We start from the raw sequence: 23,406 nt of genomic DNA, 5'->3' as shown, positions 1-23,406 counted from the left end.
CCACCGTGCCCAGCGCGACGCCCCCGGCGACGTCGCCGCCGACCCCCGGACCGACCCGGTGGAAGCCCCCCCGGGAGCCGATCGGCGAGGTGGTCGGCACCGGCATCTGGTACGGCGTCGACCAGCGGGTGTACTACCTGGTGGCGGTCGATGTGCCCGAGGGGCCCAGGGTGCGGGTCGGGTTGATGGCCGGCCGCCGCAGCCCCGCCGGCGAGTTGACCAACGACATCGTCATCAACGACGTGCAGGGCAGCGACCGGCGACCGGGCTTCCACGAGATCGGGTACGACGACACGACCCCCTCGGACGCCCGGCCGCCGGTGCCGACCTTCGGGTACTTCGTCGGGCCGGCGGCCCGGATCGTCGGCACCGTCGGGGGCCGGCAGGTCGACGCCCGGCTGGCCCGCTGGAGCACCGACCCGGAACTGGTGGTCTTCTGGTTCGACCCGGTCGACCTCACCCCCGGCGTACGACTCGACGGCATCGTCGCCCGTGACCGGTCCGGCCGCCTGCTCTGACCCGGCGAGCCCCGCTGCCCCTTCATAGGGTGGTTGTATCGTGCCGGGCGTGACGCGCTCCGACTGGCCGGACATCCGTGGACGGCTCGCGCGGCTGGCCGCGACGCCCGCCGCCGGCACCGTGTTCGGTGCCGGCGACCACGGGTGGGAGCTCGGACCACCACTGACCGCCGCCGAGGTGACCGAGGTGGAGGAGCAGCTACGGGTGGAGCTGCCCGCCGAGTACCGGTCGTTCCTGCGGGAGGCGGGTCGGGGCGGTGCGGGACCGGCCTACGGGCTGTTCCCGGTGCGTCGGCGCGACGGACGGTGGCGGTGGGAGGGCGACGGGGCCGACCTCACCACGCTGGCGGCGCTCGGGCGTCCCTTCGCCCACGTCGAGGCGTTCAACCCGGCCGACGGCCTACCCGCCGAACCCGACGAGGACGACTACGACTCGCCGGAGGCGTTCACCGCCGCGCAGGACGCCTACTGGGAGCGGTACGAGGAGGTCGTCTACACGCCGGAGAACTCGGTAGGCCTGCTCTACCTGTGCCACCTCGGCTGCGCGTTGCGGGAGGCACTCGTCGTCAGCGGTCCCGCCCGGGGGCAGATGTGGGCGGACGACATCGCCGAGGGCGGTGGCCTCCGGCCGCTGTACGACGACGACGGGACACCACTCGGTTTCGCCCGCTGGTACCGGCGCTGGCTGGAGGCAGCCGAGCGTGAGGTGGCAGCCGACTAGCTGCCTGAGGTGGGATGGCGAAGGACGGGACCGACCCGTGACCTGGGTCGGGAGGGTGTGGAGCGGGCGACGGGAATCGAACCCGCACCGTCAGTTTGGAAGATCGTTCTCGGCTGTCATGATCCGCCCGGATCGCCTGGTCAGTGGCCGGGTCCTGGTGCCCGATCATGACCGCTGGGGACCGTCTGGGACACCGGTTACTGGCACGTGGCTGGCACGGCTGCGCGGTGGGCGCGCGGCCGTCCGGCGGCGTGCGGCTCACCGCTCCCGGCCTCTCGGGCCGGGGGCGGCTTGCCGTGTTGCCGGCTCTCCGCGCGCCTGGACCCGGTACCCGGTGGCAAGCCGCGAAGCGGCGCGGCAGCCGATCGCCCCAAGTTGACCGTCGCTCAGCCAATCCCGCGATCGTCTCGGCCGGTGGTGTGCGGCTCGCCCTTGTCGGCTTCAACGAGGTCACCGGACGACTCGATCAAATCGATGAAACGTCGAAAGATCGACCAGGGAATCTGCCTGTCACCGACCTGCACCAGCACGCGATGTGCTGGCCGTGGCGTGAACGGGCCGTCGCCCGGAGTTGCGTCAGGGATGACGACGGCGAGATGTCCGCCTGCCTCCGACCTGCTGGTCAGCTCGTACTGCCAGGCGTCGTCGGGCAGGCTGTAGTACGAGTTCACCTCGTACAGCTCGGTGCCGTGGGACCAGATCTCCACCACCGGATGATGGCAGATGCCGCAGTCGAGTCACCCAGGCGGATCACAGCCGGCCCGTCCGGTCGATGCCGGCCGGAGGCCGCCAGCAGGCCGGGTCGGGCCGGCGCGGCCCGCTTGCGGGCCGCCTTGATCCCAAAGAGAGTGTTTCGGCAGCGCTGGAGTTAAACTCCTATACCGTTGCTGACTGGGCTATAGCTGCCCGCAGTGGCGGTACATGACGTTGTCGCCCGACGCAAGCCTTCGCAAAGCATGCGACTCGAAGCTGTGCGGGGGTAGACAGCATGGGGGCGGAGCGGTAACACTGCTGCGTGTCGTCTACGTCACATAACGCTGCTCCCTCTGCCCTGGGCTACCTGTACCAGTCGCAGTGGCCACTCCTTGACCTGATAAAGGGCTATCGCAACCGGCCTGACTGTTCCGTCAGCCTAGAGTTGTATGACGATGTTGCCTGGGACAAGGACGGAAGCCCTCTCGAGCGCCTTCAGTTGAAGCACCATATGGGTGCACCTAAGTCTCTGGGAGATATGAGCATCGACTGGTGGCGAACCATCCAAGCCTGGATGGACACCGACATAGTCGACGACCCGAATGGGCCGAAGCTCATCATCGTTACGACGCAAAGGGCGACGCCAGGCAGTGCCGCAAGCGCATTGCGGCCTGGCCCAGACCGGAATCCTGCCGAGGCGTTGAGGTTGCTATGTGAGGCTGCCAGAAATTCAACTTCTAAGGAGACGGCCAACTCGCGACAAGCGTTTCTGGAGTTGACTCCATCCCGAATGAAGGTTTTCGTGGGACGCATGCACGTGCTTGATGGCTCACCGGCGATATCTGATCTGGATCATGCCGTCAGGGCGGAACTTTCGATTCTGCTACCGATGGGTCAAGAGGATCAGTTTATGCATCAGTTGTGGGGCTGGTGGTATGGGCGCGTTATCGAGCTGCTTTGCGGGCAAGTTAAAGGAATTAATGGACTTCAAGTTAAGCATGAGATTGATGAAATAAAGGCGCAGTATTCGGACCAAGCTCTGCCCAAGTCGGCTCCGGTGGAGGTTGAGTCAAGCATTATTTCGGACTACCTAGACCATGTCTTCGTCCACCAGATGAGGTGGGTTGAATGGTCACCCAAGTTGATCGAACTGGCGATCATTGATTACTATCGAGCATATGTCCAGGCGGCTCGGTGGATCGAGGACCGAGTGATTGGCTACGACGAAATAGGTAGGTACGAGCGCAGGCTTCAGGAGGAGTGGGAACGAGAGCGTGAGTACATGCTGCTAGAGCTGGCGCCGGATGCGAACGACGACGCACGGCGACGAGCAGGGGCAAAACTCTTGAAGACGCTCATGTCGCAAACCCAACTCCGTATTCGAACCCGCTATGACGAGGCATTTTTTCCAAGGGGAAAGTGTCACGAACTGGCCGACTTGGGGCATATTGGATGGCATCCGGAATTCCAAAACCATCTTGAGTCTCTTTTGCTTAAAGAGTCTGTATGACGCCATGGGAAGAACGTTCGCAAATTGAGGCGGCCTATCTGAATCCAGCGCTGGTGGCGGCAGTCATAGCGACAGCGTCGGACGGATTTCAGGAAGAGGCGAAAGAGTCCCTGCCCTGGCCCGTCTCCTTTCTGGTAGTGCCGCTGATTCTGCATAGCCCCACCCGGCGTGCTCTACCTAAAGATACTAGGACGCATATCTCGACATGGTTGGGCCGGAACCCAGTACTCCATGCAGGCTTTCCCGCGAGGGCTCAGTCTCTAGTTCCAGTCGTTCGTGAAGGCTTGAGATTTGGCCTGAGAAACCGAATGCTCTCATTGTCCGATGAATCAGTTGCCGCGCGATATCCTGTCAAGATAACAAAGGATAGCTCTCCCGTTCTGCGGCCAGCGAGACTTGCGGGGCGATGGTTTGCAAAGACGAAGCATTCTCCAACTCTTTTCGCATTGTTTGGGGTGGAACCGTAAGTTATGAACTTGCTTGAAATAGTTCTCTACGATCGAACCGGGGACACTCGAAGGGTTTTCTTTAGGCCGGGCGAGCTGAACGTTGTAACAGGTGGCTCGGCAACTGGTAAGAGCGCGCTTTTGGATATCGTCGACTTTTGCCTCGGGCGCGAGACGGCGACCATGCCGGTGGGGCCTGTCGTGGACACCGTTTCCTGGTATGCGGTACTCGTGCAGATTGGCGAGAGTCGCGTCTTTATTGGTAGGCCGGCGCCGAAGGCTGGTAGGTCTACCTCCCAGCAGGCGATGTTGGAGATTGGCAACTCGTCTCTGGGTCACCCAGCCTACAGCGATCTGACGGTCAACGCCGACGCTGCTGGTGTCAGGCAGCAGCTTAGTCGGCTTGTCGGTATTGAAGAGGTCGTCAACGAAGGCGGGCCTTTTGGAGGTTCCTTCGCGACCAGTATTAGCCATGGAATTCTTCTGTGCCTACAAGGGCAAGGTGAGATTGATGATAAGAACCTACTGTTTCACCGACAGGGGGATCCGAGTATCAAGCAAGCTATCCAGCATACTTTGCCCTATTTTTTGGGAGCGATTCCTGCGGATCAGGCGCTCAAGAGGCAGCGGCTTCAGTTGTTTAGGCGGGAATTACGCCGAGTAGAGGCAGAGATTCGATCCATCGAAAAGCTGAACACTGATGTCGAAGTGGATCTCCAAGCGCTTGTGCGTGAGGCTTACGGGCGTGGCCTGATCGCCACTAGTGAGGCAAGCAACCGAGATGAAATGTTGTCATTGTTGAGGGGGGCGCTACAGGTACGGCGAAGCGCGCTGGCGCTTGAGGATGATGGCGAGGTCGCTCGGAGGTCTAATCTCGAAGGAGAACGTGACGGGCTGCGGCGCGAATTGCGAGGACTCGGGGAGCAGCGGGCCCTTCTGCAACATCAGCAAGCCAGCGAGGCCGGATACGAAGAAGCAGTGACTACAGGGGTGGTCCGTCTTCAGAGCCTTAATCTAGTTCCTGATGATGGTGCCCGTGGCTCAAATGAGGTGTGTCCGATTTGTGAGTCTCGGCTGCAGCACTCTGATCCATCAGTTGTCGAGTTGCGGCAAACACTGGAGACGATGAGCGCTCAACTGAGGCGCGTTAGTGGCGTTAAGCCAAGGAGGGTAGCTGCCCTGGAAGCATTGGAAACTGAAGCTGCGGGTGTTCGACAGAGGCTTCGCGGGGTCGAGCAGGCGCTCGAACAGCTTGTCTTGGAGGATCGCGCGGCGTTCGAAATGCAGCGAACCTTACAAGCGCAGGCGTTTACGCAAGGTAGAATCGACCTTTATTTAGGAAAGATCAGCGAGGCAAGCGACGATTCCTTCATTCAACTCCGAGAACGGGCAGATTCATTGAGGGAGGCGATACTTCAAATCGAGACGGACCTTGATCCGGAGGAGGAGCGCGAACAGTTGACCTCAAGGCTAAATGTTGTCGGACTCGATATGACTGACTTTGCTAATCGGCTTGAGTTGGAGCATAGTGGCGCAAATGTTCGGCTAGATCTGAAACGGCTCACAGTCGTGGCTGACATTGCGACAGGGCCTGCGCCTCTTTACAGGATCGGAAGTGGTGAGAACTGGGTCGGTTATCACTTGGCGGCGCATCTCGCTCTGCACAAGTATTTTGTCCGCCTCAGACGCCCAGTTCCACACTTCCTCATACTGGACCAACCGACCCAGGCCTACTACCCATCGGAAGTGTCTCGGCTCTCCGGTGAAGCGGAGAGCGATACGGACAGGGCTGCTGTCCGGCGACTCTATCGGCTCATGTTAGATGTCGTTTCCGATGTCAAGCTCGAAGGCAAGTTGCAAATCATCGTTCTTGATCATGCCAACTTGCCCGAGCAGTGGTTCCAGGATTCGGTCCGTCATAACTGGCGGGATGGGCGGAAGCTCATACCGGAAGAGTGGATTGCGCGGGCGGCAGAACTCGATCGCCCTTAGCGGCGATGGTTGGGCTGACCGATGCCTCGCGCTGCTGACCGTTGTCAGGCCAGTTCGATGCCGTGTTCTGCGTAGGACCCTCGCTGTTGATGGCGAGCATCGACTGCGGTGCGGATCCGTCGGGCGAGTCTGGGTGGGACGTATGGCTCGGTCTCGTCCAAAGCGAGGAATCGCACCTCGGCGATTTCGCCGTCCTGGAAGGTGATATGCCGTTGTTGTTTTTCGTTTAGAATGCCAGCGTCGAAGATGAAAAGGAGCTTATCGCCCTCTTCGTCGGCGGGCGCCCAATCGACAACGAGCAGCGAGCCCACATTCATGGCAAGGCCAATTTCTTCCTGGATTTCGCGAATGCAGGCGGCTCGGGGTGACTCGCCGGGTTCGACGTACCCGCCGGGGATGTCCCAGTGGTCCTTGTAGCTGGGGCGTACGAGGAGCACGCGGCCCTCAGCGTCGAAGAAGAGGGCGCCTGCGGCGACGCGTGGGGTTGCCACGGGTGGCATCTCGTTGGTCGTCACCTGAGCAGCGTAGACGGGGCTGCGGTCAGTCGAGCACCTTGAGCCGCTGGGCCAGTCCGACCAGTTCGGCGGTGGGCTTGCCGCGCTGGCGGCGTATCCAGGTGAGGGTGAGTTGGCGGCTGAGGAAGTGGTGGCGGACCTGTTCGGGTGCCATCTGTTCTGCGTCGAGCAGGGCGGCCTGGGCGTCGTCGAGGCGGTTCCACGAGCTGTAGGCCCGGGCGACTTCGAGAGCGTGCCGTACCCGGCGTTCCATGGGTAGGCCGGCGGTGTCGACGCGGGGGCCGAGGTCGATGGCGACTTGCAGGTCGCCCAGTTCGGCGGCGGTGGCGACGCGGTGGATGGCGACGTTGGTCGGTCCGAACGCGGTCCACAGGTGGTTGGCGTCGGCTCCGAGCTGGTTCGCGGCGTGGTCGGCGGCGGCGAGGAAGGTTCGGGTGGTGGTGGCGTCGTTGGCGCGGGCGGCGGCCATGGAGCCGGACAGGAACAGGGTGCCGTAGACGGAGAGGAGTTCCGGCGTGGCGTGCGTGAGGTGGGGCTCCAGGTAGCCGGCGGCGTCCTCGGTGAGGCGGACGGCTTCGGCGTACCGGCCGGTGGCGTGCAGGGCGTGGCCGACGGACCGGAACAGGCTGCCGGTGATGAGCGGGTCGCCGGTGGGCCGGACGGCGGCCAAGCCTCGGTCGGCGGCGATCCAGGCGAGGTCGCTTTCGCCGAGCTTGGTGAGTTGGGTCGCGGCGAGTTGGTATGTCAGACCGAGGAGTCGGCGGGCGTGGTCCTGGTCGTCGCCGTGGTGATGGTCGGCGGCGGCTTGGGCGCGGTGGAGCAGGTCGGGTAGGCGGCCGGTGACGTACCCGAATCGGGAGTTCTGGTAGGCGTCCCAGAGTGCGCCGACGTCCTTCTTGAGTGCGACGACGCTCGGGGGTTCCTGGTCCGGGCCGCCGTTGAAGGGGCCGAGGGCGCGGTAGTTCATCAGGGCGGCGCGGAGTGCGGGGACGGTGGCGGTGCCGCTGTCGCTGGTCCAGTCGAGCAGGGCGGGTTCGCCGAGCAGGTCACCGAGGGGCACGTCCAGGACTTCGGCGAGGGACTTGATGACGGAGAGCCGGTCCAGCTCGATCCGGTTGTTCTCGACCTTGCCCAGCCAGTCGGCGGTACGGCCGATGAGTCCGGCCAGGACTTCTTGGGACAGGCCGCGTCGGTAGCGGTACCAGGCGACGCGTTCGCCGATGGTCAGGTTGTTCGTTCTCCCGCGCATCGGTCCACTGTCTCCCCTCAGCGTGCCGTGACCCCGGAAGGATTTTCCGGGTCGGTGGGCGGTTCGTGCCACAACCTGTCTGCATGACGGGGCTGAACGCATCGACCAACTGCCGATCCTGCTCGGGCGTGGGCTGGAAGTACACCCTTGCCCGCACCGCCCTCCGAGGCGTCGCGCGGGGGACTGAGCGGATGCGGTCCCTGGCCCGGCGGTCCTGCCTGGACTGTTCGGGTTCTGGTCGTGCGGCGTCGTGCTGAGGCTGGCCCGGGGTGGGTGCTGGTGTGGGGCGGCGACCCGAACGCCGTCGCGTGAATGGCCCGCCTACCCCGGTGCCTCGCGCCCCGCTGCCGCATCGGCCGGGTGTGCCCGCACCGGGTGACCTGGTGTTGATCGACCGCCGGGCGTCGGTGCAGTTCATCGGCGAACGAGCGTTGTGGTTGCGGGTGACGTCGGTGGACGACAGACCGACGTATGACGGGTGGGTGTGGCTCACCGGCTACTCGATCAACCGGGCCACCGGTGAGGCGTTGGCACGTCGTGAGGTGTTCGTGCGGATCGCCGGCCTTCAACTTCTGCCACGAACGACAGCGAGCACGCCGCCGCGTAGGAACGCGGGGCCGGTCAGGAGGGGACGCGGTGTTTGATGTTCGGGTTCGGCTCGGTGCGGTGTTGGAGATCAGTGCGGCGGAGCGGTTGATGCCGTCGGACGGGCCGGTCACGTTGTGGGTGACCGGGGTACGGCTGGTGGCGCACCGTCCTCCCCATGACGAGTGGATTTGGGTGGAGGGGCTCAGGCTCGGCCGGACCGGTCGGCGGGGTCAACAGGCGCAGATCCTGATCCGCGCGAGCAAGCTCCTGCCGGAGAATCCGCCCCGGTGAGCACCTACCTGTCCCGTGCGGCGCGTGATCGGCTTCGGGATGCTCAGGCGCATCTCGACCGGCATACGCCGTCGAGCGGGGATGGCCGTTGCGGGGGCTGCGGCGAGGAGGGTCCGTGTCCGGCGCGTCGGGCGGCGTTGCGGGTGTTCGGTCAGTACGGGTGTCTGCCGCGTCGGTGGCCGGGTGCGTCTCGGCCGGAGGCGGTGGGTGTGTCGTCGTCGTGGTCGGGGTGGTTGGCCGCTGCGGTGGAGGGTGTGACGCCGAACGGCTGAGGTGACTTGTTCTGTCATGCAAACAACTCATAAGCTGCTGTGATTCACGCAGTATTCACAGGTGGGGTGGCCCGCGATGGCGTACGAGATTCCGACGCCGAAGTACCTGCGCGTGTTGAACACGTTGCGGAAGCGCATCGAGGACGGCGACTACGTCCCCGGTGCGGCGCTGCCGTCGGAGAACCAGCTCTCCACGGAGTTCGGGGTGTCCCGTCCGACAGTGCTCAAGGCGCTCGGCATCCTCAAGCAGGATGGCTGGATCGAGTCGCAGCAGGGCAAGGGCAGCTTCGTGCGCGGTCGTCCCGTCTCGGGCCGTACCTCGCCGGACTATGCCCGGGACGCCGTCGAGCTGGACGAGACGGGGGAGACGGAGATCCTGCACGTCGGCCCGGTCCTGGCCTCGCCGCGTATCGCGGCGGAGTTGCAGATCCCCGACGGCACACCTGTCTACGAGCGGCGTCGTCGGACCGTGTCGGAGGCAGGGCCGGTGGACCTGGTATCCACGTTCGTGCCGGTGGACATCGCGGTGGGTACGGACATCACCAAGCCGGACCCGATCCCGGGCAGCCTGCTCGACCTCATCGCCCGGCACAAGGGCCTCCGTGCCGACTACGCCACCGAACGCATGACCGCGCGCCGGGTCAACGAAGCCGAAGCAGCGGCCCTGGACGTCCCGGCCGACGAGCCGGTGATGAGCGTCGTCATCACCGTCCACCAGGCGTCCGGTGACCCGATCATGGCATCAGTGCTGGTCATGCCCGGTAGCCGCCACGAGATCGAAGACACCTACGCCCTGTCCTGATCAAGTCCACAGGTCGCCGTAGAAGTCCTCGTCATCGTCGGCCGGCGGCAGCGGGGTCCGCCACCACAGATCGATGAGGAATTCGTCGGTGTCGGCATGCCTGCGGTGAACGCGGACGCCGTAGACGCCGGCTCCCTGCGGAAGCGTGATCTCCACTGCCGCTCCGCAGGCGATCAACTCGACGATCAGCTCTCCGGTCGGGCAGTGCAGCTCAAGCTGACGGCATCCGTCCCAGGAGCGGCCATCTGGTGCGGGCTCGCCGGCCCAGACCCTCAGCTCAAGCCCCGCTTTGGGCGGCGACGAGGAGGCCGGGACGCTGACCTGGTAGGTGGACGCGCCGGCCACCTGATCCTGCGCATCCCGGTAGGACTCGCCGTCATCGCCGGCATCGCACCACACGTCTCGCAGCACAAAGTGGCCATACGAGACGCTGAGAGGGGTGCGGTGTTCCACGAGGGGCTTCATGGGTCCAGAGGCTGGCATCAGCGTCCGACATTCGCTATGTGAACACGTCTCATCGAATCCCTTGCTTGTGCTTACAAGCTGACGTAGCTTGTTAGATCAACCGGTTGTCAGGAAGACGACTGGTGAGGCTAGGAGGCTGTTCGCGTGGTTCCGATGACGTTGAAGGTGCCGGTCCCGTCCGAGTACGTGTTCCCCGCTGGTGCGCTGTGCCTGGGGGTGTCGCCGCAGATTGATTTCGAGCGGCGGGGTGAGGCGGACAACCAGGCGCGGGACAAGGAGACCGGGGAGCGGGTCTGGGTGGTGCGGGTGATGGACCTGGACCCGGAGGCCGGGAAGTTCGGCCGGTCGACGGAGGCGAAGGTCAAGGTGGTGGCGGCGCAGCAGCCGGTGCCGCCGCCGTCGACGGTGCCGGGTTACCCGCCGGCTGTGGAGTTCGAGGGGCTGACCCTGACTCCGTACGTGGATTCGCAGCGGTGCAAGCCGGGTCGGTCGTCGGGTGACTGCCGGTCGCGGATGGCGTACTCGCTGCGGGCGACGGCGATCCGTCCGGCGTCGGCCGTTCCCGGTTCGGTGGCGGCCTGACCGCACCTGATTGTGCGCGCGGGGCGGGTCGTTTCCCCGCCAAGAGTCCCGACCCGTCCCGCGCTCTCCCATCCCTCATCTGGTGAAGGAGGGCGTGATGCCCACCGTAGTTCCCCCTGCCCTGATCCCCTCGCAGGGTCGCCGCCTGTGCGGGCGGTGGTCCTGATGTCCCGTACTCGTCTGGTCGGTCTGCGGCACGCCTATCGGGAGGCGGAGGCCGCCCTACGGTCGGCGCTGCGCTTGCCGCCGGCTTCGGCACGGGTGTGTGCGATCCGTTGCCCGTACTGCTTCCGGTGGGTGAAGCCGCGTCGGTTCGATCTGCGGCGGATGTCGTGCCGGTCGTGTGTGGCGACGTTGGGTCGTCCGGTTCGGGGTGATGACCTGTGCCTCTGATCAACATCATCCCGGGGGAGAAGATCCCGGTAGCGCCGATGAATGTGCGTCTGCCGGCGTGGCGGGTTCCGGGTTGGCTGCTGGTGTTCTGGTGGCTGGCCCGGGGCCTGTTCCGCCTCGCCGTCCTCGCCGTCCGCTACTGGTGGCTGACCACCCCGGCCGCGCTCGCCTTGTGGGTGCGTGCGGAGTTCGGGGGCCTGGTCCTGGCCGGCGTCGTCCTGGCGGTGGCCGTCGGTTGTGTGGCGTGGTGGCGGTGGCATCGGTCGTCGTGGCTGCGGTTCGGCTGGTATCCGCTGGTCGCCCGGGTGCGGATGTTGTTCGTCTACCGGCGGCGGTGGGCGTCGGTGATGGCGACGTGTGGGCTGGCGACCGCGTTCGCCGGGGACCGTTACGTCCCATGGTTGCTCAAGGTGCGGTGTGACAGGTTCGGCGATGAGCTGACGGTATGGATGCTGCCCGGTCAGATCCCGGACGACTGGGGGCAGGCCGCGGAACGCCTCGCCTACGCCTTCCGTCTGCGCACTGGGCAGGCGCGGTCGGCGGTGCGGGCGGATCGGGTGGTGTTGCGGTTCGTGCGCCGGGACCCCCTTGCCGGTGTCGTCGCGCCGCTGCCCGTGCCCGAGGTGCCGGCCCTGGACGGGCTCGCCCTCGGCGTCGACGAGGACGGCCACCCCTACCGGCTGCGTCTGACGGGGTCGCATGTGCTGATCGCCGGGGCGACCGGGTCGGGCAAGGGATCGGTGCTGTGGTCCCTGATCCGTTCCCTGGCCGGCGGTATCCGGTCGGGCCTGGTGGAGGTGTGGGCGTTCGACCCGAAAGGCGGCATGGAGCTGGCGGCGGGGGTGCCGCTGTTCGCCCGGTTCGCCTACGACGACCCCGACAGCATGGCCGGCGTCCTCGACGACGCGGTGAAGCGGATGCGGCTGCGGGCGGCCCGACTGCGCGGGATCACCCGCCAGCATGTGCCGACGCCCGAGGAGCCGTTGCTCGTCCTGGTCGTCGACGAGCTGGCGGCGTTGACGGCTTACATCACGGATCGGAAGGTCCGCGACCGGATCAAGGAATCCCTCGGCCTGCTCCTGTCCCAGGGCCGGGCGGTCGGGGTGCATGTGGTGGCGGCGTTGCAGGACCCGCGTAAGGACGTGCTGCCGTTCCGGGACCTGTTCCCGACCCGCATCGGGTTGCGGCTGACCGAGCCGGAGCAGGTGGACATGGTCCTCGGCGATGCCGCCCGCGACCGGGGCGCCCTGTGCGACCGCATCCCCGAGTCCTCGCCGGGGGTGGGGTTCGTCGTCCTCGACGGGGTCCGCGAACCCGTCCGGGTCCGCTTCGCCTACCTCACCGACGACGACATCCGCCACCTCGGCCGCACCTACCGACGACTCGACACCACCAGCGACAGCGACGAACAGGAGGTGACCCCGTGAAGGCTGACACCGCACGGGTGGAGGGCGTCGTCCTGGTCCTCATCGTCCTCACCGTCGGCGGGCTGGCCGGGGCCGCGTCGTTCACCCACGTCCACGACTGGACCATGGCGAACTCTCCGGCCGGTACCGGGGACTGGTTCGGCTGGGCCAATGCCGCCATCTCCGAACTGCTGCCCCTGGCGGCACTGTTGACCATCCGCCGACGCCGCCGCACCGGCGGCCCGGTCGGCTACCCGCTGTTCCTGCTCGTCTGCGCCGTCGCGCTGTCCCTGGCCGCGCAACTGGCCGTAGCTCACCCGAGCCTGTCCGGGTGGCTGCTGTCGGCCGTCCCCGCTCTGGCGTTCCTGGGCCTGTCCAAGCTCGTCTTCTCCACCACCCCCACCCCTACCGTCCCGGCGGCCGGCGACACGTCGGCCAACACCACCGACCGGGGCGAGTGGCAACCCGACGACGACCAGACCGACGAACGGCCACCCCTGCGCCTGGTCGACGTCGACCAGACGGTGACCGCCGAACCGGCCCGACCCGCGACGGTGGCGCAGCGGCCAGGGCTCGTGCCGGTGCCAGCGGCGGCGTTCGCACCCCGCAACGGTGCCAGCAGTGCGGAGCGTGACCGGTGAGCCAACAGCAACTCTTCCCCACCACGACCCCGACCCCACCGAAGGTCGAGCAGCCTCGGCCGGGGTCGCGGGCGGACCGGATGCGCAAGCCCCTCGCCAAAGACGCGCTCAAGCAGCTCGCCGAACAACACGGCGTCTGCGTCCGCCCCCTGGCGCTGCGCCGCACCGACACCACCACCGGCCTGACCGAAGTGGTGGAGGTGCCCTGCGGGGCGACCCTGGCGGCGAAGTGCAAGCCATGCGCGGAACGGAGCCGGCGGCTGCGCATCCAGCAAATCCGGGAGGGCTGGCACCTCACCGACGAACCCACCGTCCGCCCCGACAAGCCCGGCGAGGACGTCCTCGCCCTGGTCCGGGTCCGGGCGCATCTGGAGTTCGAACGCGAAGCCATCCAGTACCAACCCATGACCCCGGAGGAACGGGCCGCCCAGGTGGCCGAGATCGACGCGGCCATCGCGGAACTAGACGAAGCCCTCGGCGAAACCAGCCTGCGCGGACACCTGACTCCGAAAGACCGCGACGAGCGGCCCCGCCGCAAGCGCTCCACCCGACGGCGGCAGGACACCCCCGACCTGCCCCGACTGCCCGTCGACCCACGCACCGTCGGCCGCGCCTACTCGGGCAGGGCGGGCAAGACCTACCGGCCGTCGATGCTGATCACGCTGACCCTCGGCTCCCACGGACCCGTGCACTCCCACCTACGACGCGGGGCCTACGTCGCGCCCTGCGAGTGCGGACAACGGCACGGCCCACACGACGACGTCCTCAGCACCCCTGTCGACCCGACCACCTACGACTACCGGCGGGCGGCCCTGGACTCGATCCACTTCGCCCGGGTTCTCGACCGGTGGTGGCAGAACGTCCGCCGCGCCGCCGGCTGGAACGTCCAGTACGCCGGAGCCGTCGAACTGCAACGACGGCTGGCCCCACACGCGCATTTCGCCATCCGGGGCACCCTCCCGCGCCGGCTGCTCAAGCAGATCGCCGCAGCCACGTACCACCAAGTGTGGTGGCCGTCCTTCGACGAGCTGGTCTACCGCGTCGACAAGCCACCGGTCTGGGACGTCGACCGACAGGCGTACGTCGACCCGAAGACCCGCCAGCCGCTGCCCACCTGGGGTGAAGCGCTCGAAGCCCTGGAGGAACCCGACAGCCGACCCGCCTACGTCGCCCGCCTCGGCCGGATCGACGCCCGAGGTATCGAGCAGGGCACCCGCGACGCCGAACGCTCCATCCGCTACGTGACGAAGTACGTCACCAAGGACCTGACCGACCAGGCCAGGCCCCGATCCGACGCGCAGAAGGCACACTTCGACCGCCTGCACGCGGAACTGTCCGTGCTGCCGTGCTCCCCGACGTGCGCGAACTGGCTGCTCTACGGCGTTCAGCCGGACGGCGTCAAGGCGGGCTTGACGCCCGGCCGGTGCACCGGGAAGGTCCACCAACGCTCCACCCTCGGCTTCACCGGCCGCCGCGTGCTCGTCTCCCGCCAGTGGTCCGGCAAAACCCTCGCCGACCACCGGGCGGACAACCGGGCCTGGGTGCGGGCGATCCTCGCCGGCGGCATGGCCGACACCGAGGAACACGACCAGGCCGCCGACGAACCGGACGGGTCGAAGCGGTACCGGTTCGAACTCGCCCGACCCGAAGACCCCGACGTCCCACCTCTCGAACACCGACTCCTCCGAGCGATCTCCGCCCGCATCCGCTGGCGCGCAGACCTCGACACCGCCCGGATACGAACAGCGACCACCGCAGCGACGACCGATCCACCCGCCGCGCTCGCGGCCGTAAGCCTGGGAGGAGTAACCGCATGAACGACGAGCTGTTGACCGCTGACGAGGTCGCCGCTCGGCTCAAGGCAACCCCGCGATTCGTCCGCCGGCTGGTCGCCGAACGACGGATCGCCTTCGTCAAGGTCGGCCGCCTGGTGCGCTTCGAGGCGTCGGCCGTCGCCGCCTACATCGACAGCAACCGGGTCGTACCGATGACCCGGGCGCACCTGCGTGACTACCTGGGGGAGGTGGCCTGATGGCGGCCAGCAAGGGCCGGCGGCGTTTCGGCAACGTGCGTCGCCTCCCGTCGGGGCGGTACCAGGCGCGGTACGTCGGGCCGGACGGGTTGGAGCGGAAGGCACCGCGCACCTTCGAGAGTGAGCGCCAGGCGGCCAAGTGGTTGACCGTGGTGGAGTCGGAGACCATCAAGGGGGAGTGGACGGCACCGGAGGCGGGAGAGATCAAGCTCGACGGGTACGGCCGGAAGTGGATCGCCGAGCGGAAGCTCCAGCCGCGCACCCGGGAGAACTACGAGGATCTGTTCCGGCTGCACATCGGCCCCCACCTCGGCGCGCTGGCCCTGGGCGCGGTCAAGCCGCAGACCATTCGCACCTGGCGGCGCACCCTGCTCGACGGTGGTACGAGGGAGCCGCAGGCGGTCAAGGCGTACTCACTGCTGCGGGCGATCCTCAATACCGCAGTGAAGGAAGACGAGCTGATTCGGCAGAACCCCTGCCGCATCCCGGGCTATGACCGCTATCACACGCCGGAGCGCCCGGTGGCGACCGTCGCCCAGGTGCTCGCGCTCGCCGGGCGGATGCCGCCCCGGTTCGCCGCGCTGGTGATCGTCGCTGCGTTCTCCGGTCTGCGCTGGGGTGAGCTGGCGGCGCTGCGGCGCTCGGACGTCGACCTCACGGCCGGCACGGTCCGCGTCCCGCGCAAGCTGGCCGCACTGCGCAACGGGATGGAGTTCGGTCCGCCGAAGTCGGCGGCGGGTAACCGTACGGTGACCCTTCCGGCGGCGGCTCGGACGGTGCTCACGGACCACCTGGCCACGTACGTGGGGGAGGGGCCGGAGGCATTGGTCTTCACCGGGGACAAGGGGGCGGTGCTGCGTTCCGGCAACTTCCGCCGGGCGGTCGGCTGGGCGGCGGCGCTGCGGGCGGCGGGCATGCCGGCCGGGTTCCACTTCCACGACCTGCGGCACACCGGCAACAACCTGGCGGCGGCGACCGGGGCCAGCACCCGGGACCTGATGCACCGGATGGGGCACGCGAGCATGCGGGCCGCACTGGTCTACCAGCACGCGAACAGCGAGCGCGACCGGGAGATCGCCGACGGCATGGACCGCCGGATCACCAAGCAGGCGAAGCGGGCGGCGGCCACGGCCAGGTCGAGCAAGGGCAAGGGAGCGACGTCCAAGGTCAAGCCGAGCGATGCCCCGCCCAAGGCGTCCAAGGACAAGCCGGCGAAGCGGAACGCGGCTGAAGCGAAGCCGGCGGCCCGTAAGGCGGCCAAGACCACGAAGGCGGCCCGTCCGGCACGCGGACCCGTCTCGGGCGGCACGGCCGGCGCTACTGGCACGCCAATGGCACGCAAGATCAAAGACAGCTAGTACGAGAACGGCCCAGGCTCGGCGAGTATGCCGCTGACCTGGGCCGGAAGGTGTGGAGCGGGCGACGGGAATCGAACCCGCACCGTCAGTTTGGAAGACTGAAGCTCTGCCATTGAGCTACGCCCGCAAGCGCCCCGTACACCAGGACGCGCCCACACCTTACCCGCTCCCTCCACCCCCCGCGCACCGGCATTCCCCGCGCCTCGGCCCCGGTGATCAAGAGGTTTGCGTCACCTGCGGCGATCAACTTGACGCAAACCTCTTGATCACCGACCCGGGTGGCTTTCCGGGCGGCCCGCCGGAGGGGGTGTGGGGACGCCCCGGCATCCCGGGCGGGGCGCGACGGCATACACTTCTTTCGCCACGGGGTGTGGCGCAGCTTGGTAGCGCACTCGCTTTGGGAGCGAGGGGCCGTGGGTTCAAATCCCGCCACCCCGACTGCGTGCGCATCCCGGGATCACCCCCCGGGAGGCGACGCCGATCCGTGCGGTTCGCCGGGCGCTGCCGGAGCAGCGTCCCGGCTCGCCTACACTCGATGCGCGCAATCACGCCCAGACCCAGACCCACCACTGAGATCCGTCAAGGAGTACGCCTGTGAAGAGCACCGTCGAGACTCTGAGCCCGACGCGCGTGCGGCTCGCCATCGAGGTGCCGTTCGTCGAGCTCGAGCCGAGCCTCAAGAAGGCGTACCGGGAGATCGGCCAGCAGGTCCAGGTTCCCGGCTTCCGTCGGGGCAAGATCCCGGCCGCCGTGATCGACCAGCGGGTGGGCCGGGGCACCGTGCTCAACGAGGCGGTGCAGGAGGCCATCCCGCAGAACATCCTCGCCGCGGTGCGCGAGCACGACCTCAAGACGCTCGGCCGCCCGGAGGTCGAGATCACCGAGTTCAACGACGGTGACTCGCTCAACTTCACCGCCGAGGTCGACGTCCGGCCCGAGCTGACCCTGCCGGACCCGGCCACCGTCGAGGTGACCGTCGACGAGCTGCAGATCGACGAGACCGAGATCGACGAGCAGGTCAAGAACCTGCGCGAGCGGTTCGCCACGCTCAAGACCGTCGAGCGGGCCGCCGCCGAGGGCGACTACGTGCAGATCGACCTGAACGCGACCGTCGACGGCGAGGACGTGCCGGGCGGCTCGGCGAGCAACATCTCGCACGAGGTCGGCAGCAAGCAGCTCCTGCCGGGGCTGGACGAGGCCCTGGTCGGTCTCGCCGCCGGCGACGACACCACCTTCACCACCCAGCTCGTGGGCGGCGACTTCGCCGGCCGGGACGCCGAGGTGGCGGTGACCGTCCGCACGGTCAAGGAGAAGGAACTGCCCGAGCTGGACGACGACTTCGCCCAGATGGCCAGCGAGTTCGACACCATCGACGAGCTGCGCGCCGACCTGCGGGAGAAGGTCACCCGGGGCAAGCGGGTCGAGCAGATCTACGCCGCCCGGGACAAGGCCCTGGAGCAGCTCGTCGCCGCCGCCGAGGTGCCGGCGCCGGAGGGTGTCGTCCGCGAGGAGGTCGAGAGCCGCAAGCAGGCGATGGTCGACCAGCTGGAGCGGATCGGCGCTTCGATGGAGGAGTACCTCGCCGCCGAGGAGAAGACCGAGGAGCAGATCGACGCCGAGCTGACCGAGGCGGCGACCGAGGGCGTCAAGATCCAGCTGCTGCTGGACACCCTGGCCGACGCCGAGGACACCCAGGTCTCCGACGACGAGTTCGGCCACGAGATCGTCCACCGGGCGCAGCGTGCCGGGATGGCCCCGCAGCAGTACTACGACCAGCTGGTCCGCTCCGGTGCCGCCGCCGCCGTCTTCGGTGACGTGCGGCGCGGCAAGGCGCTCGCCTCCGTGATGGAGAAGATCAAGATCAAGGACTCGGCCGGCAACGAGGTCACCCTCGACGCGCTGCGGGCCGAGAGCGAGCAGGCGCACGACCACGACCACGAGCACTGATCCGACCCGGTCGGCCGCCGTCCGCCCGTTGCGGCGCACGGCGGCCGAACCCCTTTTCCGGGTACGTCCCGAGCCTGCTGCGCTGAGAGCGAACAGTGCCGCGAGCGGGAGTCGATCACCCGGTGGAGCGGTTAATGTCGGGTACGACGGTACGGAGAGCGAAGGGCTGCCATGACCGACATGCACATCCCAGCGAAGCCGCTCCGGGCGATCGAAGCCCGAGGTGGCGACACCATTGGCAACCTCGACGACTCGGTCTACAACCGGTTGCTCAAGGAGCGCATCATCTTCCTCGGCAGCGAGGTGAACGACCAGGTCGCCAACCGCATCTGCGCCCAGCTGCTGCTGCTCGCGGCGGAGGACCCGGACCGCGACATCTTCCTCTGGATCAACTCGCCGGGTGGCTCGGTCTACTCCGGCATGGCGATCTACGACACCATGCAGTACATCGACAACGACGTGTCGACCGTGGCGATGGGCATGGCCGCCTCGATGGGTCAGCTGCTGCTCTGCGCGGGCACCAAGGGCAAGCGGTACGCCCTGCCGCACGCGCGGATCATGATGCACCAGCCGTCCGGTGGCCTCGGTGGCACCGCGTCGGACATCGCGATCCAGGCCGAGCAGATGCTCTACACCAAGCGGATGTTCCAGGAGCGGGTCGCCCACCACACCGGGCAGAGCCAGGCGCAGATCGAGGCCGACTCGGACCGCGACCGCTGGTTCACCGCCCAGGAGGCCATGGACTACGGCTTCATCGACAAGGTGATCATCGGGGCCACGCAGGTTCCGGATGGCGCCGGGACCCTGAGCTGAGGAGCTGACGATGACCGATCTGAGCCTGCCGCCCCAGTTCGCGGCCGTGCACAACCGTTACGTCCTGCCGTCGTTCGTCGAGCGCACCTCGTACGGGGTCAAGGAGTCCAACCCGTACAACAAGCTCTTCGAGGACCGGATCATCTTCCTCGGCGTCCAGGTCGACGACGCGTCGGCCAACGACGTGATGGCGCAGCTGCTGACGCTGGAGGGCACCGACCCGGACCGCGACATCATCATGTACATCAACTCGCCCGGTGGTTCGTTCACCGCCATGACGGCGATCTACGACACCATGCAGTACGTCCGGCCGGACATCTCCACCGTCTGCCTGGGCCAGGCGGCCAGCGCGGCGGCGGTGCTGCTGTCGGCGGGCACCCCGGGCAAGCGGATGGCGCTGCCGAACTCGCGGATCATCATCCACCAGCCGGCCACCGAGGGCGGCTACGGGCAGGGCTCGGACATCGAGATCCAGGCCCGGGAGATCCTGCGGATGCGCACCCAGCTGGAGGACATGCTCTCCCGGCACTGCAACCGGCCGATCGAGCAGGTCCGCAAGGACATCGACCGTGACAAGATCATGACGGCCGAGGAGTCCAAGGAGTACGGACTGGTCGACACGATCCTGACCAGCCGCAAGAAGGGCCTGCTGGCCGCCAACGCGGCCCGCTGAGCACCACCGGTCGGAGGCCGGTCGGGTGAGCAGTTCCCGGCCGGCCTCTGACACACCCGTTTTGGGGGTCGGAGAAACCCTCGCCAGCGGGTAACGTCGGGTCCGTACGGCGTGGCCGGGTCGGACCGGCGGAACGGATTTCACCACGGACGGGCGCTCCGGCGTCCGCGGTTCAGGGCCGGTCTCCGGTCGACGAGTGCAGGGAGAACGTAGGTGGCACGGATCGGTGACGGCGGCGACCTACTGAAGTGCTCGTTCTGCGGCAAGTCGCAGAAGCAGGTCAAGAAGCTCATCGCGGGCCCAGGGGTCTACATCTGCGACGAGTGCATCGACCTCTGCAACGAGATCATCGAGGAGGAGTTGGCCGAGTCCGGCGAGGTGAAGTGGGAAGAGCTTCCCAAGCCGATGGAGATCTGCCAGTTCCTCGACAACTACGTCGTCGGCCAGGACCAGGCCAAGAAGGCGCTCGCGGTGGCGGTCTACAACCACTACAAGCGCATCCAGGCCGAGGCGGCCAACGCCCCCGGCTCCGGCAGCGACGCGGTCGAGCTGGCCAAGTCCAACATCCTGCTGCTCGGCCCGACCGGGTGCGGCAAGACGCACCTCGCGCAGACCCTGGCCCGGATGCTCAACGTGCCCTTCGCCATCGCGGACGCCACCGCGCTGACCGAGGCGGGCTACGTGGGCGAGGACGTGGAGAACATCCTCCTCAAGCTGATCCAGGCCGCCGACTACGACATCAAGCGCGCCGAGACGGGCATCATCTACATCGACGAGGTCGACAAGATCGCCCGTAAGTCGGAGAACCCGTCGATCACCCGGGACGTCTCCGGCGAGGGGGTGCAGCAGGCCCTGCTCAAGATGCTGGAGGGCACGGTGTCGAACGTGCCGCCGCAGGGTGGCCGCAAACACCCCCACCAGGAGTTCATCCAGATCGACACCACCAACGTGCTGTTCATCTGCGGTGGCGCCTTCGCCGGCCTCGACCAGATCATCGAGGCCCGCACCGGCTCCGGCGGCACCGGCTTCGGCGCCCGGCTCCGGTCGGTCTCCGAGCGTTCCACCGACGACATCTTCAGCCAGGTGATGCCGGAGGACATGCTCAAGTTCGGGCTGATCCCCGAGTTCATCGGCCGGCTTCCGGTGATCACCAACGTGCGCAGCCTGGACCGTTCCGCCCTGGTGCGCATCCTCACCGAACCGCGCAACGCCCTGGTCCGGCAGTACCAGCGGCTCTTCGAGCTGGACGGCGTCGAGCTGGAGTTCGAGCCGCCGGCGCTGGAGGCGATCGCCGACCAGGCCATGCTCCGCGGCACCGGTGCCCGTGGCCTGCGCGCCATCATGGAAGAGGTCCTCCTCTCCGTCATGTACGAGGTGCCGAGCAACCCAGACGCCGCCCGGGTGCTGATCACCCGCGAGGCCGTGCTGGAGAACGTCAACCCGACCATCGTGCCGCGCGAGTTCACCGGTCGCCGGGCCCGTCGCGACCGCGAGGAGAAGTCGGCCTGACCGACACCCCGTCCACCGTCGGAAGCACGGCCCCGCCCGGGGCCGTGCTTCCGCGCGTACGGGCGTTTCGACCCTGACCGCCACCTGACCGGCCGCCCACCCCGGTCCCACACCCTCGGCTCGCGGTCGCCCCTCGGTGGCGCTCCGGGCGTTCACGGTGTGCCCCTGTGATCGACCGTGGGTGTCCGAGCGCCCGTCCCGGGTGGCGCAGCCGGTCGGGTGTCCATGTTCCGGCCTCTCCGGGTCGCGGACTGTCCCGGGATCGCCGTCCGCCCGTACCCTGGGCAGCATGCGCGTCGCCGTCTGCCAGCTCAACGCCCGCGACGACCGGTCGGCCAACCTGGCCGCCGCCGAGGCCCTGCTCGTGCGGGCCGCGGCGGCCGGTGCCGACCTGGCGGTCCTTCCCGAGTACGTCGACTATCTCGGCCGGGCCGAGGGGATGCCGCCGGCCGAGGGGGTGGACGGGACGGTGGGCACCTTCTTCGCCGAGGTGGCCCGGCGACTGGGGATCTGGCTGGTCGCCGGCTCCTTCCACGAGGTCGGGCCGGACCCGGCGCACACCTGGAACACCTCGTTGGTCTTCGACCGTTCCGGCGTCCTCGCCGCCAGCTACCGGAAGATCCACCTGTACGACGTGGAGATCCCCGGTCGGGTGTCCTACCGGGAGTCCGCCACGGTGGCACCCGGAGCGGAACCCGTGGTGGTCGACGTGGAGGGTCTGCGGGTGGGGCTGACCATCTGCTACGACCTGCGCTTCCCGGAGCTGTACCGTCGGCTCGCCACGGACGGGGGTGCGCACCTGCTGGTCGTGCCGGCGGCGTTCATGATGCACACCGGCCGGGACCACTGGGAGGTTCTGCTGCGGGCCAGGGCGATCGAGAACCAGTGTTTCGTGGCCGCTGCGGGGCAGACCGGTGACCACGACCCGGGCCGGACGTGCTTCGGCCGCAGCATGGTGATCGACCCGTGGGGCACGGTGCTCGGTCAGGTGCCGGACGGGCCGGGTCTCACCGTGGTCGACCTCGACCTGGACCGGCTGCGCACGATCCGGGCCGAGCTGCCCAGCCTGGCCAACCGCCGTCTCTGAGCGGCTCGGCAGGCGGGCCCGCCGTGGGTGCCGGGCGTCGGTCAGCTCAGCAGCACTCCCACGACCGCCAGCGCGATGATCGCCGCCGCCGTCACCAGCAGGGCCGTTCCCATCCTGGAGGGTCCGCGTCGGGCCAGCCGAACGACCGACAGTACGACGACGACGAGGACGACCGCCGCGATCACCAGTTGCCAGAAGGGCAGCAGGAGTCCCAGCAGTGCGTCGTCGGCGAGGGTGACCGTGGGGGAGCGGGACGCCTCATCCATGGCAGCCACTCTGGCACGGATCGGCCACCTCGGCGTTGTTTCGGTACGCGGGCGGGACACCGGTAGGGCCGGATGTCGGCAGGCGACGCCCGCCGACGAGAGCAGTGACGATCATTGATTTGCCTTCCGTGGGACGTCCGCGTAACTTTCTCTCTGCACGCGGGAGGCCGGACGAACCGGCCGAGAACGGGCACCAGGATCGTGGCGGAGACGCCGAGCGATGCTGAGGATCGGGCGGTGCGAGGTGCCCCGAAAGTTGGGGTTGCGAACGCGAAGCCGACCGGGTAGAGTTCTGAAGCCGGCAGGGAGCCGGGCGGGCACCGCGAAAGCGGATGCCGGCCGGTCTGCCGATTCCCACGATCGTAACGACTGCCGGAAACGGTATGCGGTGCAACGTGGATACGGTCGAACCAGGCTGGCAGATCGCGACAGCGAATTTGACAGCGAAATTCGGTCCAAGTAGCTTAGGGAAGTTGCCCCGACTGGGTGGCCGTTGGTGCGGTGGTCTGGTTGGTGTGTGGTTGTTCTTTGAGAACTCAACAGGGTGCTTGTAAAGCCAGTGCCAATTGTTTTATACCCCGTGCCGGCTGAATCTTCGGGTTTGGTTGGTTGGGATTCCTTTGGCAACATGTTTGTT

Annotated in this window: 23 protein-coding genes and 2 tRNA genes; 19 read left to right on the top strand and 6 right to left on the bottom strand. The window is 67.4% G+C overall.

Annotated features, from left to right (window positions below; genetic code table 11):
* A partial coding sequence (locus tag H1A17_RS27675; protein WP_228544347.1) for a hypothetical protein occupies window positions 1–518 on the top strand: 518 nt, incomplete at its 5' end.
* A 49-nt stretch (window positions 519–567) separates the two neighbouring features.
* Window positions 568–1,239, top strand: coding sequence for an SMI1/KNR4 family protein (locus tag H1A17_RS27670; RefSeq protein WP_194823253.1), 672 nt, complete (start codon window positions 568–570; stop codon window positions 1,237–1,239).
* A gap of 386 nt (window positions 1,240–1,625) precedes the next feature.
* On the opposite strand, the gene H1A17_RS27665 is transcribed toward H1A17_RS27670, so the two are convergent.
* Window positions 1,626–1,949, bottom strand: a complete 324-nt coding sequence (locus H1A17_RS27665) for a hypothetical protein (protein ID WP_194823252.1) — start codon at window positions 1,947–1,949, stop codon at window positions 1,626–1,628.
* 521 nt (window positions 1,950–2,470) lie between these two features.
* Between H1A17_RS27665 and H1A17_RS27660 the strand changes: the two genes are divergently transcribed.
* From H1A17_RS27660 to H1A17_RS27655, 3 genes are read left to right on the top strand one after another with little or no spacing between them, the layout of a single operon-like run.
* Entirely contained in the window at window positions 2,471–3,442 is a 972-nt protein-coding gene (locus H1A17_RS27660; protein WP_194823251.1) for an ABC-three component system protein, read from the top strand.
* Window positions 3,439–3,909 carry a three component ABC system middle component gene (locus H1A17_RS34810; RefSeq protein WP_228544346.1) on the top strand — a complete coding sequence of 157 codons (471 nt, stop codon included), beginning with the start codon at window positions 3,439–3,441 and terminating at the stop codon, window positions 3,907–3,909. The genes H1A17_RS27660 and H1A17_RS34810 overlap by 4 nt, the downstream gene beginning before the upstream one ends.
* Before the next feature lie 3 nt (window positions 3,910–3,912).
* Window positions 3,913–5,880 carry a DUF3732 domain-containing protein gene (locus H1A17_RS27655; protein ID WP_194823250.1) on the top strand — a complete coding sequence of 656 codons (1,968 nt, stop codon included), beginning with the start codon at window positions 3,913–3,915 and terminating at the stop codon, window positions 5,878–5,880.
* A gap of 44 nt (window positions 5,881–5,924) precedes the next feature.
* Here H1A17_RS27655 and H1A17_RS27650 read toward each other — a convergent pair whose 3' ends face one another.
* Window positions 5,925–6,395 carry an NUDIX hydrolase gene (locus H1A17_RS27650; protein ID WP_309236890.1) on the bottom strand — a complete coding sequence of 157 codons (471 nt, stop codon included), beginning with the start codon at window positions 6,393–6,395 and terminating at the stop codon, window positions 5,925–5,927.
* A gap of 25 nt (window positions 6,396–6,420) precedes the next feature.
* A complete protein-coding gene (locus H1A17_RS27645; RefSeq protein WP_194823249.1) occupies window positions 6,421–7,644 on the bottom strand; it encodes a helix-turn-helix domain-containing protein in 1,224 nt (407 codons plus the stop codon).
* A 666-nt stretch (window positions 7,645–8,310) separates the two neighbouring features.
* On the opposite strand from H1A17_RS27645, the gene H1A17_RS27640 reads away from it, so the two are divergent.
* The gene (locus H1A17_RS27640; protein ID WP_309236889.1) at window positions 8,311–8,523 is read left to right on the top strand and encodes a hypothetical protein; all 213 of its coding nucleotides are present in this window, start codon (window positions 8,311–8,313) and stop codon (window positions 8,521–8,523) included.
* A gap of 348 nt (window positions 8,524–8,871) precedes the next feature.
* Complete coding sequence (locus H1A17_RS27635; protein ID WP_194823247.1) at window positions 8,872–9,597, top strand: GntR family transcriptional regulator; 726 nt, start codon at window positions 8,872–8,874, stop codon at window positions 9,595–9,597.
* On the opposite strand, the gene H1A17_RS27630 is transcribed toward H1A17_RS27635, so the two are convergent.
* On the bottom strand, window positions 9,598–10,062 hold the full coding sequence (locus H1A17_RS27630) for a hypothetical protein (RefSeq protein ID WP_194823246.1): 465 nt from the start codon (window positions 10,060–10,062) through the stop codon (window positions 9,598–9,600). It lies immediately after the preceding gene.
* Window positions 10,063–10,215: 153 nt separating this feature from the next.
* On the opposite strand from H1A17_RS27630, the gene H1A17_RS27625 reads away from it, so the two are divergent.
* From H1A17_RS27625 to H1A17_RS27600, 6 genes are all read left to right on the top strand, one after another.
* Entirely contained in the window at window positions 10,216–10,644 is a 429-nt protein-coding gene (locus H1A17_RS27625) for a hypothetical protein (protein ID WP_194823255.1), read from the top strand.
* 383 nt (window positions 10,645–11,027) lie between these two features.
* Window positions 11,028–12,464: an FtsK/SpoIIIE domain-containing protein gene (locus H1A17_RS27620; protein ID WP_194823245.1), complete on the top strand. Its 1,437-nt coding sequence runs from the start codon at window positions 11,028–11,030 to the stop codon at window positions 12,462–12,464.
* On the top strand, window positions 12,461–13,084 hold the full coding sequence (locus tag H1A17_RS27615) for a DUF2637 domain-containing protein (protein WP_194823244.1): 624 nt from the start codon (window positions 12,461–12,463) through the stop codon (window positions 13,082–13,084). The genes H1A17_RS27620 and H1A17_RS27615 overlap by 4 nt, the downstream gene beginning before the upstream one ends.
* Window positions 13,081–14,901 (top strand): replication initiator, encoded by a 1,821-nt coding sequence (locus H1A17_RS27610; protein WP_194823243.1) that lies wholly within the window; start codon window positions 13,081–13,083, stop codon window positions 14,899–14,901. The genes H1A17_RS27615 and H1A17_RS27610 overlap by 4 nt, the downstream gene beginning before the upstream one ends.
* On the top strand, window positions 14,898–15,116 hold the full coding sequence (locus H1A17_RS27605) for a helix-turn-helix domain-containing protein (RefSeq protein ID WP_018831717.1): 219 nt from the start codon (window positions 14,898–14,900) through the stop codon (window positions 15,114–15,116). Before H1A17_RS27610 ends, H1A17_RS27605 begins: the two co-directional genes overlap by 4 nt.
* Window positions 15,116–16,474 carry a site-specific integrase gene (locus tag H1A17_RS27600; protein WP_228544345.1) on the top strand — a complete coding sequence of 453 codons (1,359 nt, stop codon included), beginning with the start codon at window positions 15,116–15,118 and terminating at the stop codon, window positions 16,472–16,474. Before H1A17_RS27605 ends, H1A17_RS27600 begins: the two co-directional genes overlap by 1 nt.
* Window positions 16,475–16,527: 53 nt before the next feature.
* On the opposite strand, the gene H1A17_RS27595 is transcribed toward H1A17_RS27600, so the two are convergent.
* A tRNA-Gly gene (locus H1A17_RS27595) sits at window positions 16,528–16,601 on the bottom strand.
* Window positions 16,602–16,838: 237 nt separating this feature from the next.
* Here H1A17_RS27595 and H1A17_RS27590 point away from each other — a divergent pair.
* The 6 genes from H1A17_RS27590 (at window position 16,839) to H1A17_RS27565 (ending at window position 22,503) form a co-directional block, all read left to right on the top strand.
* Window positions 16,839–16,912 (top strand) — tRNA-Pro (locus H1A17_RS27590).
* A 156-nt stretch (window positions 16,913–17,068) separates the two neighbouring features.
* Window positions 17,069–18,421, top strand: a complete 1,353-nt coding sequence (gene tig / locus H1A17_RS27585) for a trigger factor (RefSeq protein ID WP_145921324.1) — start codon at window positions 17,069–17,071, stop codon at window positions 18,419–18,421.
* Window positions 18,422–18,592: 171 nt separating this feature from the next.
* Window positions 18,593–19,234 (top strand): ATP-dependent Clp protease proteolytic subunit, encoded by a 642-nt coding sequence (locus H1A17_RS27580; protein ID WP_067310650.1) that lies wholly within the window; start codon window positions 18,593–18,595, stop codon window positions 19,232–19,234.
* Between the two features lie 10 nt (window positions 19,235–19,244).
* Window positions 19,245–19,907: an ATP-dependent Clp protease proteolytic subunit gene (locus H1A17_RS27575; RefSeq protein WP_030333536.1), complete on the top strand. Its 663-nt coding sequence runs from the start codon at window positions 19,245–19,247 to the stop codon at window positions 19,905–19,907.
* Between the two features lie 213 nt (window positions 19,908–20,120).
* Window positions 20,121–21,416: an ATP-dependent Clp protease ATP-binding subunit ClpX gene (gene clpX, locus H1A17_RS27570; RefSeq protein ID WP_145921323.1), complete on the top strand. Its 1,296-nt coding sequence runs from the start codon at window positions 20,121–20,123 to the stop codon at window positions 21,414–21,416.
* 289 nt (window positions 21,417–21,705) lie between these two features.
* Window positions 21,706–22,503, top strand: coding sequence for a carbon-nitrogen hydrolase family protein (locus tag H1A17_RS27565; protein ID WP_145921322.1), 798 nt, complete (start codon window positions 21,706–21,708; stop codon window positions 22,501–22,503).
* A gap of 41 nt (window positions 22,504–22,544) precedes the next feature.
* On the opposite strand, the gene H1A17_RS27560 is transcribed toward H1A17_RS27565, so the two are convergent.
* Window positions 22,545–22,769 carry a hypothetical protein gene (locus H1A17_RS27560; RefSeq protein ID WP_088647105.1) on the bottom strand — a complete coding sequence of 75 codons (225 nt, stop codon included), beginning with the start codon at window positions 22,767–22,769 and terminating at the stop codon, window positions 22,545–22,547.
* Window positions 22,770–23,406 lie beyond the last annotated feature (637 nt).

Source organism: Micromonospora sp. S-DT3-3-22, assembly GCF_015354745.1.
GTDB classification, from domain to species: domain Bacteria; phylum Actinomycetota; class Actinomycetes; order Mycobacteriales; family Micromonosporaceae; genus Micromonospora; species Micromonospora wenchangensis.
Note: the sequence above shows the minus strand (reverse complement) of the source record. Positions and strands in the feature narration are given on the sequence as shown.